Here is an 11,506-nt window from a genome sequence, read left to right on the forward strand (position 1 = left end):
CGACGAGCAGATGGTCGGCCCCGGCCGGTACTCCCCGTACCGGCCGGGGCCGACCTGCTCGCCCGTGCGGCCCCGCCGTGCCGCCCACCGCGGCCGCCGGACCGTGCGCCACGCGCATCGCAGGCTGACGGCGGGTCGCAGGAGGCTCCGTGCACCGTTCCAGATTCCTCTCGTCCGCGCTCGCCCTCGGCACCTCGGCGGTGCTGCTGGCGGTCGCCGCGGCCGCCCCCGCCGGCGCTGCGCCACCCGGCCGGGTGACCGTCGCCGACCCGGCCCAGTACGTCAACGCCTTCGTCGGCACCAAGCAGGGCGCCCCGGACTTCGGCAACGGCGGCGGCGCGGGCAACACCTTCCCCGGCGCGTCCGCCCCGCTCGGCATGGTGCAGTGGAGCCCCGACACCGCCACCTACCAGCACGGCGGCTACTCCTGGGACGACCACCGGATCAGCGGGTTCAGCCTCACCCACATCTCCGGCGCGGGCTGCGGCGACTACGGCACCACCCCGTTCATGCCCGTCCTGGACGGCAGGCCGGTCGCCCACTCCGACTTCTCGCACGCCGACGAGAGCACCGCCCCCGGCGCGTACGCCGTCACCTTCGGCAACGGGCTGAGGACCGAACTCGCCGCCACCCAGCGCTCCGGCATCGCCCGCTTCACCTACCCCGCCGGCCACACCGCCTCGCTCACCGTCGACGCCGGCAAGGCCTTCAACAGCGCCACCGGCTCGATCACCATCGGCGCCGACACCCTCTCCGGCTGGACGGAGAGCGGCGGCTTCTGCGGCACCGGCAACCGCTACCGGGTCTACTTCCACGCCCAGTTCGACCGGCCGTTCAGCAGCGCCGGGATCGTCCGCACCGGCGGCGCGGGCCAGGGCACGGTCGACACCAACCGGCGCAGCGCCACCGGCGCGAGCGAGGGCATCGCCCCGCAGCCCGCCCGCACCGAGGGGGAGCGCGAACGCCGCTCCGGCCAGGGCGTCGACCAGCACCCCGACCGGGAGCGGGCCGCCTCCGGCGCCCAGGCGCTGGTCTCCTTCGACACCGGCCAGGACCGCACCGTCACCGCCCGGGTCGGCCTCTCCTTCGTCAGCGCCGAGGGCGCCCGCGCCAACCTGCTCGCCGAACAGCGCGGCGCCCCCTTCGACGAGCTCCGCACCGCCGCCCGCGCCGGCTGGAACGACCTGCTCGGCCGGATCGCCGTCGACGGCGGCACCACCGCCCAGCGGCGCATCCTCTACACCGCGCTCTACCACGCCCTGCTGCACCCCAGCGCGATCAGCGACGCCGACGGCCGCTACCCCGGCTTCGACGGGAGGATCCGCACCGCCAGGCCCGGCCACACCCAGTACGCCGACTTCTCCGGCTGGGACGTCTACCGCTCCCAGGTCCAACTGCTCGCCCTGCTCGACCCGGCCAGGGCCGCCGACGTCGCCCAGTCCGTCACCGACCAGGGTGCGAGCGCCGGCTACCTGGACCGCTGGACCCTCGCCAACGGCGGCACCGGCGTGATGGTCGGCGACCCGCTGCCGATCGTCGCCAGCTCGATCCACGCCTTCGGCGGCACCGACTTCGACGCGGCCGCCCTGCTGCGGATCGCCACCGACGGCAGCCGCGACACCCGCCAGCGGCCCGGCCACGGCCCCTACGACACCATCGGCTACATCCCGGCCGACGCCGGCGGCGTCTGGGGCTCCGCCGCCACCACCCTGGAGTACACCAGCGCGGACTTCGCGCTCGCCCAACTCGCCGGCCGGATCGGCGACACCGCCGCCCACGACGCGCTGATGCACCGCTCCGCGAACTGGCGCAACCTGATCAACAGCGGCAGCGGCTGGATCCAGCCCCGCGACACCGACCACTCCTGGCCCGACTTCCGGCCCGCCCAGCAGGACCAGTTCGTCGAGGGCAGCGCCGCCCAGTACGCCTGGATGGTCCCCTACAACCACCGCGGGCTGTTCGACGCGATGGGCGGCGACGCGGCGGCGGTCGCCCGGCTGGACGACTTCTTCACCGAGCTCAACGGCGGCCCCGACTCGGAACACGCCTACCTCGGCAACGAGCCCTCGGCGAACACCCCGTGGGCCTACGCCTACGCCGGCCGCCCCTACCGCACCCAGGACGTGGTGCGCCGGGCGCTGACCACGCTGTTCGCCGACGCGCCGGACGGCGAGCCGGGCAACGACGACCTCGGGCAGATGTCCTCCTGGGTGGTCTGGGCGGCGCTCGGGATGTACCCGCAGGCCCCCGGCCGGTCCGAACTCGTGCTGGCCAGCCCGCTGTTCCCGGGGATCACGATCCGCCGCGGCAACGGCGCGGTGATCGACGTGGACGCCCCCGGGGCCTCCGCCGCCGTCCGCTACGTGCACGCGCTCGCCGTGGACGGCGCCGCGAGCAACCGGCCCTGGCTGAGCGAGGACTTCGTCCGCCGCGGCGGCACCCTGGCCTACACCCTCGCCGACGCGCCCGACCCGGCCTGGGGCGGCGCCCGCGCCGACGCGCCGCCGTCCTTCGACGTCGGCCCGGCCCGCCCGGCCACCGGTGCGGTCACCGGCCTCGGCGCCAAGTGCGCCGACGTGCGGGGGAGTTCGACCGAGAACGGGACGCCCGTCCAGCTCGCCGAGTGCACCGGCGGCGCCGCCCAGCAGTGGACCACCGCCTCCGACGGCACCCTCCGCGCCCTCGGCAAGTGCCTCGACGTGGACGGCAGTTCGGTCTTCAACGGGGCCGCCGTCCAGCTCTGGGACTGCAACGGCACCGGCGCCCAGCAGTGGTGGCCGCGCGCCGACGGATCGCTGCTCAACCCGCCCTCCGGCCGCTGCCTGGACCTGCCCGGCAGCAACCCCGCGAGCGGCACCCGACTGCAACTGTGGGACTGCAACGGCACCGGCGCCCAGCGCTGGACCGTACCCGCCTGACACGGAGGACCGACATGACCGACCGGAGCGCGGGCACCGGCGACCGGGAGCTCTCCCGGGAGCGCGCCGACCTGCTGGAGACCCTCGACAAGCACCGCGGATTCCTCCGCTTCACCGTCCGCAACCTCACCGACGACCAGGCCGCGCAGCGCACCACCGCCAGCGAGCTCTGCCTCGGCGGCCTGATCAAGCACGTCACCGGCGTCGAGGCCCGCTGGATGCGGTTCGCGGTCGGCGGCGCGACCGCCATGCGCAGCGAACCCGTGGACTGGGAGGGCCAGTTCAGGATGGGCGAGGGCGAGACCCTGGCCGGCCTGCTGGACGCCTACACGCGGACGGCCGCCGAGACCGACCGCCTGGTGGCCGACCTGGACCTGGACACCGCCCACCCGCTGCCCGAGGCGCCCTGGTTCGAGCCGGGCGCCACCTGGTCCGTCCGGCGGGTGTTGCTGCACGTCATCGCCGAGACCTCCCAGCACGCCGGGCACGCCGACATCATCCGCGAATCCCTGGACGGGGCCAAGACCATGGGCTGACCCGGCCCGGCCCCACCCACCCGCTCACGACACGAGGAGGCAGACATGGCCGTGCAACCCGAGGGCACCCCCTGCTGGGTCGACGCGATGTTCCACGACGTGGAGGGCGCCAAGAACTTCTACGGCGCCGTCCTCGGCTGGACGTTCGGCGAGCCCTCGTCCGAGTTCGGCGGCTACACCCAGGCCCACAAGGACGGCAGGGCGGTCGCCGGGCTCGTCCCGCCGATGCCCGGCGAGGAGATGCCCTCCGCCTGGTGCCTCTACTTCGCCTCGCCCGACGCCGCCGCCACCGCCGAACGGATCCGTGCCGCCGGCGGCGAGCTCATGATGGAGCCCGCGCAGGTCGGCGGCCTCGGCACCATGGCGCTCGCCCGCGAACCCGGCGGCGCGGTCTTCGGCGTCTGGCAGGGCGCCGCGCACGAGGGCTTCGAGAAGGCCGGCGAGGCCGGCGCCTACTCCTGGGCCGAGCTCTGCACCCGCGACACCGCCCGCGCCGACTCCTTCCTGATGGAGGTGTTCCCGTACCGCGCCCGGCAGATGGACGGCGGGAACGAGATCGACTACCGGGTCTTCAGCATCGGCGGGAACCCGGTGCTCGGCCGGATGGAGATGGGCCCGGACTTCCCCGCCGAGGTGCCGCCGTTCATCAGCGTCTACTTCGGCGTCGCCGACTGCGACGCCGCCGTGGCCAAGGCCACCGAGCTCGGCGGGAAGCTCGTCTTCGGCCCGATGGACAGCCCGTTCGGCCGCTTCGCCGCCCTCGTCGACCCGCAGGACGCCGCCTTCGCCGTGATCGACATGGGCCGCGTCGCGGGCGAGATGCCCGCGATGACCGACGTGGTCTGACACCGCGCCGCCCCGCCCCACCCGGCCCCGCCGCCCCGGCCCACCCGGGCCCGGTGGGGCCGGTCCGTGCCCGTCCGCGTCCGTCCGCGCCCGCTCACGCCGGGGAGGCGAACACCTGCGTCCACCAGGGGCCGCCGGCGCCGAAGTTCACCCCCACCCCGATCACCGTGAAGTGGCAGTTGAGGATGTTCGCCCGGTGGCCCTCGCTGTGCATCCAGTCGTCCATCACCGCCGCCGGGTCCGGCTGCCCGTACGCGATGTTCTCGCCCCACCAGCCGGGCTTGTAGCCCGCGGCGCGCAGCCGGCTGTCGGCGTGCCGCCCCTCCGGGTCCGCGTGCTCGAAGTAGTGCCGGGCCACCATGTCGTCCGAGTGCGCCATCGCCGCCGCCGACACCCGGTCGTCCAGGGTGACCGGGCCGCAGCCCGCCTTCGCCCGCTCCGCGTTGGTCAGTGCCGTCACCTCCGCGGCGAACTGCGCGGCCCTGCCGGTCGGCGCCGAACCGGCCGGCTGCTTCGCGGCCGCCGCCGGGGCCTTCGACGCCTTCGCGCTCTTCGCGGCCGAGGCGGAGGCGCTCGCCGCGGCGGAGGCCGAGGCCGACACGGACGGGGAGGCGGACGGCGAGGCGGTGCCCGCCGAGGGCGAGGCGGACGCCGGCGCAGACCCGGCCGCGGAGGGCGCGGGCGCCGGCGCCAACTGCACCGAGGCCGCGGCTGCGTTGCCCGAGCCGCCCGAGCCGCCCGAGGACGCCAGGGTGTACGCCGCCGAGCAGGCCAGCACCAGCGCGGCCGCCCCGGCCACCGCCACCACCCGCCGGTTGCCGCCCGCCCGGCGCCGGGACCGGCGCCGCGCCGCCCGGCCGCGACTGCCGGAGCCGTCCTGGTCCGCCGGGTGCGGCGGGAGGTGGAACGGGGTCGTCGGGTCGTCGTTCATACTGGCTGCTCCCTGGGCCGATTCGCGCCGGTGTTCGTGCCGACGCCCTGGGAGACCACGCCACGGGGGCGCCATAACGGAAAAGGACAGCGGCGGATCACACACCCGGATTCCTGTTATCCGGTCCGTCCGCCCAGGTCTCCGTCCAGTGGGGGCCGTGGCTTGAGGACGAGCGAGGACAGGGCACATGGGCAACGACGGCGCAATGGACACCGAGGTGGTGGAGGCGGCGCAGGCCGGCGACGGGGCGGCCCGCGACCGGCTGGTCGCCGACTGCCTGCCGCTGGTCTACAACATCGTCGGCCGGGCCATGAACGGCCACCCCGACGTCGACGACGTCGTCCAGGAGACCATGATCCGCATGGTCGGCGGCCTGTCCGGTCTGCGCGACACCACCGCCTTCCGCTCCTGGCTGGTCGCCGTCGCGATGAACGAGGTGCGCCGCAGCCGCAACGCCCGGCAGGCCGGGCCCGTCCCGGACATCGACGGCATGGCCCAGGTCGCCGACCCGGCCGGCGACTTCGTCGACCTCACCGTGCTGCGCCTCGGCCTCTCCGGCCAGCGCCGCGAGGTCACCGAGGCGACCCGCTGGCTGGACGACCGCGATCGCGACCTGCTCTCGCTCTGGTGGCTGGAGGCCGCGGGCCGGCTCACCCGCACCGAACTCGCCGAGGCGCTGGAGCTCTCCCCGCAGCACACCGCCGTCCGGGTGCAGCGGATGAAGGAACAGCTGGAGGTCGGCCGCACCGTCGTCCGGGCGCTCTCCGCCGAGCCGCGCTGCCCCTCCCTCGGCGAGCTCACCGCCGTCTGGGACGGCCGCCCGAGCGCGCTCTGGCGCAAGCGAATAGCCCGCCACCTGCGGACCTGCCGCATCTGCGAGGGCACGGCCCGCGGTCTCGTCCCCGCCGAGGGACTGCTCGCCGGCCTCGTCCTGGTGGTGCCGATGCACGGCTTCTCGCTCGGCCCGGAGTTCTTCGCGGCCAAGCTCGCCGCCCTGCCCGGCCCGGGCACGGCCGTCACCTCGGTGCTGACCCACACGGGTTCCGCCGGATCCGCGGCCGTGCCGCCCGTGCCGCCCGCGCCGTCCGGGGTGGGCGACCGGGTGCTCGACCTGATCGGACCTCGGGGGACACGGAGCCTGCGCCGGGCCGCCCGGCGCCGGGCCCGCCGCGCGCTCCAGGCGGCCGGTGCGGTCGCCGTCACCGCCGCCGTGCTCGGAGTCGTCCGGGGTCTGCCCGACGACGCCGTCCCGCCGCCCCCGCCCGCCCCCTCGGTCTCGGTGCCCGGCCCGCGGACCGTCGCCCTCGACGCCCCCGCGCCCTCCCCGTCGCCGACCATGGCCCCGCCCAGCCCCTCCCCGTCGCCCTCGGCGAGCCCGAGCCCCACGCCGCGGAGCCCCGAGCGGCAGCTCGTCGACCTGATCAACGCCGAGCGGGCGAAGCGCGGGTGCCGTGCGCTGCGCGTCGACGCCAAACTGCACACGGCCGCCCAGCGGCACTCCGAGGACATGTCGGCACGCCGCTACTTCGACCACGACGACCCCGCCGGCCGCGGCCCGGAGAGCCGGATCGACGCGGCCGGCTACCGGTGGCGGGCCTGGGGCGAGAACATCGACCAGCGCCGCAAGTCCCCGGCCGACGTCTTCGACGACTGGATGGACGACGACTACCACCAGCAGAACATGCTCGACTGCCGCTACCTCGACGCCGGTGTCGGCACGGCCCCGGACCCGGCCGGCGGCCTCCTGTGGACCCTGGACGTCGGCACCCCGGCCTGACCCGTCGCCCGGCCTGACCCGTCGCCCGGCCCGGCCCGTCGCCCGGCGCGGCCCGACGGGACGTCAGCCGTGCCGGGCGGAGCTCCAGCCCTGCCGGTGCAGGCGCTCGATGCCGTCCAGCAGCAGGTCGAGGGCGAACTCGAACTCGAACCGGTCGTCGCAGCCGCCGCCGACCACCGACCCGTCGTCGTGCGCGGCACCGGCCGTGGCGATCTCCACGATGTACGGGTAGTGGACGGCCGCCTCGCGCAGGACGGCGGCCCGGACCTCCGGGTCGGCGGAGGGCGGGGGAGCGGGGAACAGCTCCTGGGTGAAGCCCCACACCCGGCCGCCCAGCGCGTGCATCGCGTGGTGGGTGAGGTCGGCCGAGAGGCCGCCGGCCCGGAACATCCCGATCAGCGAGTCGAGGTGGCCGAGCGTGCCCGGCGTCGGGCCGGGCCGTGACTCGACCACCCGCGCGGCCCACGGGTGGCGGAGCAGCGCGTGCCGGGTGGCGAGGATGCGCCCGCGGACGGCGTCCTTCCAGCCGTCGCCCCCGTCCGGGGGGCCGATCTCGCCGACGACGACGTCGACCATGCCGTCGAGGAGCTGCTCCTTGTTGGCCACGTGCTTGTAGAGCGCCATCGGGACGACTCCGAGCTCCTGGGCCAGGCTGCGCATGCTCAGCGCGTCGATGCCGGACCGGTCCGCGAGTGCGACGGCGGTGCGCAGCACCCGGTCCCTGCTCAGCGGGGTCCGCCGTCCGCCGTCCGCCTGCCGGGTCATCTCCGACCGCCTCTCCTCCGTCCGCCTCCCGGGCTCGTCCGACGAGCCCGGTCCCGGACGCCCCTTGACCGGTGTACGGCGTACACCCTACCGTTCCGAGCAGAGGTGTACGCCGTACACCTCTGCCGGTGCCGCGCTGCCGCGACCCCGGCCGTTCGTCGACCAAGGAGCAACGGTGGAACCGTCGGGAAGGCTCGCGAGGGCCGCAGGCCTCTGCTACTTCGTCACCCACGTCACCTCGATCGGCGGGCTCGTCCTCTACGGGCCCGTCCTGAACGACCCCGGCTTCGTCCTCGGCGCCGGCCCGGACGGCCGGGTGCTGCTCGGCGCCCTGCTCGAAGTGCTGCTGGCCCTCGGCATCGTCGGCACCGCCGTCACGCTGTACCCGGTCACCAGGCGCCACAACGAGGCCGCCGCCACCGGCTACGTCGCCCTGCGCGTCCTGGAGGCCGCCGTCATCGCGGTCGGCATCGTCAGCCTGCTCGCCGTGGTGACCCTGCGCCGGCACGGCGCGGACGGCGCCGACCCGGCCGCACTCGCCACCACCGCCCGCGCCCTGGTCGCCGTCCACGACTGGACCTTCCTGCTCGGCCCCAACTTCGTCTGCGGCGCCAACACCCTGCTGGCGGCCCACCTCATGTACCGCTCCCGCCTGGTGCCGCGCTTCGTCGCCGTCCTCGGCCTGATCGGCGGACCGCTGATCTTCGCCTCGGCCGTCGCCGTGCTCTTCGGCGGCTACACCCAGGTCTCCACCTGGGGCGCCCTGGCCGCCGTCCCGGTCTTCGCCTGGGAACTCGCCCTCGCCGCCTGCCTGGTGACCCGCGGCTTCGCCCGGGCGGCCGCCCCGGTCCCGGCCGCCGTCTGAAGCGCCGTATTCCGGCCAATCGTCGCCGGCCCGGCCCGCCGGTCGGGCACTGCGACCGGCCGGCCCGGACCGTGGCTCCCACCGGCGCGAACGCGGGAGCCCGTCAGATGCCGGGCCTGTCGGAGCCCGGAATTCCCGATGTGATCGTCCCGTGCGGACGGCGGGGAGCCGGGCCCGACGGCGACGTGAAGGCCGGCACCGGCTGCCGTGCGGCGCATCGCCGCCGCCGCTGACCTGCCGAACGGCGCCGCCGCCCCCGCTGTCGCCCGTTTGGGCCGGGCGCGGCCCGCCGGGGGCGGCGCACCGTCGCGTGCCGGGCCGTGCGCGGGGCAGAAGTAGGCGTGAACACGTCACTCGATGGCGGGGTCGGCCGATCACTGCTGTCGCGCACGCCACACGCGTGGCTAGTGTCCGCCCGGTACCGGCGCCCGCCGGTCGGTCGGTTCGTGTGCAAGGGGGAAGTGGCATGGGCTCAGGACAGCGTGCGGCCGGTCTGGCCGCCGCGGCGGTCATGGCAGCCGGCGTCGGCCTCGTGGGCTTCGCCGGCCCGGCGGCAGCCGTGTCGACCACCTGCTACGTGGGGAACGTCTGCCTCTACGACGACTCGTACTTCAACGGCGGCACCTGGTACCGGAGCGCCTCCCCGGGGACGTACAACCTCACCGGATTCAACGACCGCACCTCCTCGTGGATCAACAACTCCTGGACGAACGACGCCAAGTGGTTCTGGGGCGCCAACGCCACCGGCGGCAGCGAGTGCATGAACCCCAACTCCAGCAACGGGTACGTCGGTTGGTACAACAACGACGAGGCGAGCTCGGTCCGCGTCTACACCGACGACCTCGCCTGCTGACGAGCCCGCACGTGACGGCCCGGATCCCGCGCATCGCGGATCCGGGCCGTCGGCCCGGCGAAGAGCGAGGGGAACCCAGCGTGTCCGTAGTGCAGTTCGAGGCCGTCGGCCGCACCTTCCGCTCGGGCGGGGCCGAGGTCCGCGCCCTCGCCGGCGTCACCCTGCAGGCCGAACGCGGAGAACTGGTCGCCGTCATGGGCGCCAGCGGCTCCGGCAAGACGACGCTGCTCAGCATCGCCGGCGGCCTCGACCGGGCCGACAGCGGCCGGGTCCGCGTCCTCGGAGAGGACCTCGGCCGGCTCTCCGAACGGCGGTTGGCCCGCCTGCGGCTGACCGCCGTCGGCTTCGTCTTCCAGGAGCTCAACCTCCTCGCCGAGCTGACGCTGGAGGAGAACGTCGCGCTGCCCCTGGAGGGCGCCGGGACGGGCCGGCACGCCGCGCGGTCCGCCGCCCGGGCCGCCCTGGCCAGGGTCGGCCTCGACGGCACGGGCGGACGGTTCCCCGACGAGGTCTCCGGCGGCCAGCAGCAGCGGGTGGCGATCGCCCGCGCCGTCGTCGGGGACCGGCGCCTCGTCCTCGCGGACGAGCCCACCGGATCCCTGGACTCGGACACCGGCGCCGAGATCATGGAACTCCTGCGGCAGCTCTGCGACAACGGCACCACCGTGCTGCTCAGCACGCACAACCCGGCCAACGCCGACTTCGCGGACCGCGTCGTGCACCTGCGGGACGGCACGCTCGACCGGATCGAGGAACGGGCCCCGCGCACAGCCCGCGAGGACGTCCGATGATCCACCGGCACCTCCCGGTCGACCTCCGGATCGCCTGGTCGACCGTGATCGGCACGGGCCGCCGCCGCGCCATGCTGCTGCTGATCTTCGCCGTCCCCGTGCTGCTCGCCACCGCCGCCGCCTCCGTGGTGGACACGCTCAACCTGTCGCCGCAGCAGCTCGCGACCGCCGCGATGGCCCGCGCCGACCTCCAGATCGACCGGATCGAGCCGGGCCCGGCCCCCGCCGACCTGTCCGCCGTGATCGGGCCCCTGCCCGCCGGCACCGCGGCCGTCCCCTACTACAAGGCGCCCGAGGTCCCCGTCGTCGTCGGCGGCCTCACCCGGTACGCCGCCTACCGGGAGAGCGACTGGACGGCGGCGGCGACCCGCGGCTGGCTGCGGACGAAGGCCGGGCGACCGCCCGCCGGCCCCGGCGAGGCCGCCGTCTCCGAACACCTCGCCGCCGCGCGCCACCTGGCCCTCGGCGGCACCCTGCGGTTCAGCGGGTCGGACACCCCGGCCGTGGTCGTCGGCCTGGTCGAGGACCCGACCGCCCACGACGCCGAGTTCGTGGCCGGCGGACCCGGCCTGTTCGAGCGGTGGTCCGACCCTGACCGTGCGGCCGAATCGGGCGTCACCCGCGGCTGGCTGGTGACCGGCCCCGCCGCGGCGGGCCGGATCGGCCCGCAGGCCGCACGGCTCCACCTCGCCGTCCGGACGAGGCCGCAGGTCGCCGCGGCCGCCCGGACCCTGCTCGCGGCCCAGCCCGGACTCGTCGCCCTCCCCGGCCTGCTCCTCGTGCTCGCCGGATCGGCCGCGGCCTTCGGCATCCGGATGCGCCGCCTGCAGCGGCAGTTCGGCCTGCTGTCCGCCGTCGGGTTCGACGGCGCGCGGCTCGTCCGGCTGGCCCGGGCCGCCGGTCTGCTCGCCGCCGCCGTCGGCGGAACCGCCGGCGTGCTCCTCGGAACGGCCCTCGGCGCGGCCGTCCGGCCGGCCGTCCGGGCCGTCGTCCACCGCGACCTCGCGCCGGTCGACCTCGCGTCCCCGCGTCCGCCGGTCCTGCTGGCCGCGACCGTGCTCTGCGGCGCCCTCGCCGTCTGGCTGCCCGCACGGCTCGCCGCCGGGCACACCGTCCGCCGGCGGCTGAGCCGCGTCCCCACCGACACCACCGGACGGCACCGGCGGCGGGCGGCAGCGGCCTGCGGCGTGCTGGCGGTCGCCGCCGTCCCCCTCGGGGCCGCCT

Annotated in this window: 10 protein-coding genes; 8 read left to right on the forward strand and 2 right to left on the reverse strand. The window is 75.7% G+C overall.

Translation table 11 applies throughout. From position 1 onward, the window contains the following. Positions 1-149 precede the first annotated feature (149 nt). Genes ABD353_RS20025 through ABD353_RS20035 form a run of 3 tightly spaced genes read left to right on the forward strand, consistent with a single transcriptional unit; the run spans position 150 to position 4,300 of the window. The gene (locus ABD353_RS20025) at positions 150-2,918 is read left to right on the forward strand and encodes a lectin (protein WP_344625016.1); all 2,769 of its coding nucleotides are present in this window, start codon (positions 150-152) and stop codon (positions 2,916-2,918) included. Between the two features lie 14 nt (positions 2,919-2,932). Continuing rightward, the gene (locus tag ABD353_RS20030) at positions 2,933-3,454 is read left to right on the forward strand and encodes a DinB family protein (RefSeq protein WP_344625017.1); all 522 of its coding nucleotides are present in this window, start codon (positions 2,933-2,935) and stop codon (positions 3,452-3,454) included. Positions 3,455-3,499: 45 nt separating this feature from the next. Then, the gene (locus ABD353_RS20035) at positions 3,500-4,300 is read left to right on the forward strand and encodes a VOC family protein (protein ID WP_344625018.1); all 801 of its coding nucleotides are present in this window, start codon (positions 3,500-3,502) and stop codon (positions 4,298-4,300) included. Positions 4,301-4,394: 94 nt separating this feature from the next. Here the strand turns inward: ABD353_RS20035 and ABD353_RS20040 are convergent, their stop codons facing one another. Then, on the reverse strand, positions 4,395-5,231 hold the full coding sequence (locus ABD353_RS20040; RefSeq protein WP_344625019.1) for a CAP domain-containing protein: 837 nt from the start codon (positions 5,229-5,231) through the stop codon (positions 4,395-4,397). 187 nt (positions 5,232-5,418) lie between these two features. Here ABD353_RS20040 and ABD353_RS20045 point away from each other — a divergent pair, with 187 nt between their 5' ends. After that, positions 5,419-7,008, forward strand: a complete 1,590-nt coding sequence (locus ABD353_RS20045; protein ID WP_344625020.1) for a sigma-70 family RNA polymerase sigma factor — start codon at positions 5,419-5,421, stop codon at positions 7,006-7,008. Between the two features lie 63 nt (positions 7,009-7,071). On the opposite strand, the gene ABD353_RS20050 is transcribed toward ABD353_RS20045, so the two are convergent. Beyond that, entirely contained in the window at positions 7,072-7,773 is a 702-nt protein-coding gene (locus ABD353_RS20050; RefSeq protein ID WP_344625021.1) for a TetR/AcrR family transcriptional regulator, read from the reverse strand. A gap of 175 nt (positions 7,774-7,948) precedes the next feature. On the opposite strand from ABD353_RS20050, the gene ABD353_RS20055 reads away from it, so the two are divergent. From ABD353_RS20055 to ABD353_RS20070, 4 genes are all read left to right on the forward strand, one after another. Continuing rightward, positions 7,949-8,638, forward strand: coding sequence for a DUF4386 domain-containing protein (locus ABD353_RS20055; protein WP_344625022.1), 690 nt, complete (start codon positions 7,949-7,951; stop codon positions 8,636-8,638). Positions 8,639-9,104: 466 nt separating this feature from the next. Further along, positions 9,105-9,491: a peptidase inhibitor family I36 protein gene (locus ABD353_RS20060; RefSeq protein WP_344625023.1), complete on the forward strand. Its 387-nt coding sequence runs from the start codon at positions 9,105-9,107 to the stop codon at positions 9,489-9,491. An 80-nt stretch (positions 9,492-9,571) separates the two neighbouring features. Then, positions 9,572-10,282: an ABC transporter ATP-binding protein gene (locus ABD353_RS20065; protein WP_344625024.1), complete on the forward strand. Its 711-nt coding sequence runs from the start codon at positions 9,572-9,574 to the stop codon at positions 10,280-10,282. Beyond that, positions 10,279-11,506: FtsX-like permease family protein (locus tag ABD353_RS20070; RefSeq protein ID WP_344625025.1), on the forward strand; the 1,228-nt coding region annotated here is incomplete at its 3' end. The genes ABD353_RS20065 and ABD353_RS20070, both read left to right, overlap by 4 nt.

Source organism: Kitasatospora arboriphila, assembly GCF_039528095.1.
Lineage (GTDB): Bacteria > Actinomycetota > Actinomycetes > Streptomycetales > Streptomycetaceae > Kitasatospora > Kitasatospora arboriphila.

What these genes read in the sequence shown, in the direction of transcription:
- ABD353_RS20045 (WP_344625020.1), top strand. Translation starts at nt 5,419, where the DNA reads ATGGGCAACGACGGCGCAATGGACACCGAGGTGGTGGAGGCGGCGCAG.
- ABD353_RS20040 (WP_344625019.1), bottom strand. Translation starts at nt 5,231, where the DNA reads ATGAACGACGACCCGACGACCCCGTTCCACCTCCCGCCGCACCCGGCG.
- ABD353_RS20030 (WP_344625017.1), top strand. Translation starts at nt 2,933, where the DNA reads ATGACCGACCGGAGCGCGGGCACCGGCGACCGGGAGCTCTCCCGGGAG.
- ABD353_RS20035 (WP_344625018.1), top strand. Translation starts at nt 3,500, where the DNA reads ATGGCCGTGCAACCCGAGGGCACCCCCTGCTGGGTCGACGCGATGTTC.
- ABD353_RS20060 (WP_344625023.1), top strand. Translation starts at nt 9,105, where the DNA reads ATGGGCTCAGGACAGCGTGCGGCCGGTCTGGCCGCCGCGGCGGTCATG.
- ABD353_RS20050 (WP_344625021.1), bottom strand. Translation starts at nt 7,773, where the DNA reads ATGACCCGGCAGGCGGACGGCGGACGGCGGACCCCGCTGAGCAGGGAC.